Source organism: Bacillus sp. MUM 116, assembly GCF_001866655.1.
Classification (GTDB): Bacteria; Bacillota; Bacilli; order Bacillales; family Cytobacillaceae; genus Neobacillus.
Window position 1 is genome coordinate 1 of sequence record NZ_MLYR01000142.1, and the last position, 581, is coordinate 581.

A 581-nucleotide genomic window follows, 5' to 3' on the forward strand; every position below is an offset into this window, starting at 1 on the left:
TCCATTACGAGCAGTGGGTTCCCCCATTCGGAAATCTCCGGATCAAAGCTTACTTACAGCTCCCCGAAGCATATCGGTGTTAGTCCCGTCCTTCATCGGCTCCTAGTGCCAAGGCATTCACCGTGCGCCCTTTCTAACTTAACCTAAAAGGTTTTTACTCTTAAAATAAGAGAGAAAACTAAAATGGCGATTTTACTCGGTTTTTACTTGGTTACTTCTTCTATACGATTATCTAGTTTTCAAAGAACGATTTTAGACGTTTAAAAAACGTCGTTGGTGGAGTCTAGGGGGATCGAACCCCTGACCTCCTGCGTGCAAAGCAGGCGCTCTCCCAGCTGAGCTAAGACCCCATATAGGGAATGGTGGGCCTAAATGGACTCGAACCATCGACCTCACGCTTATCAGGCGTGCGCTCTAACCAGCTGAGCTATAGGCCCCTACCAAAATAATTTATTAAAAGAAAGATTGCTCTCTCAAAACTAAACAAACAAGAAACGTGTACCAACAAACCTGCTTTGTCTGGCTCATATGTCCAGCTTATATCCTTAGAAAGGAGGTGATCCAGCCGCACCTTCCGATAC

General features: G+C 45.4%; 2 tRNA genes and 1 rRNA gene. All 3 read right to left on the reverse strand.

The annotated features are described in order from the left end of the window. Nucleotides 1–144: ribosomal RNA gene (locus BIV60_RS25875) — 23S ribosomal RNA — on the reverse strand; the annotation flags it as partial. Between the two features lie 130 nt (nucleotides 145–274). Then, nucleotides 275–350, reverse strand: a tRNA-Ala gene (locus BIV60_RS25880). 10 nt (nucleotides 351–360) lie between these two features. Next, nucleotides 361–437: transfer RNA gene (locus BIV60_RS25885), tRNA-Ile, on the reverse strand. Nucleotides 438–581 lie beyond the last annotated feature (144 nt).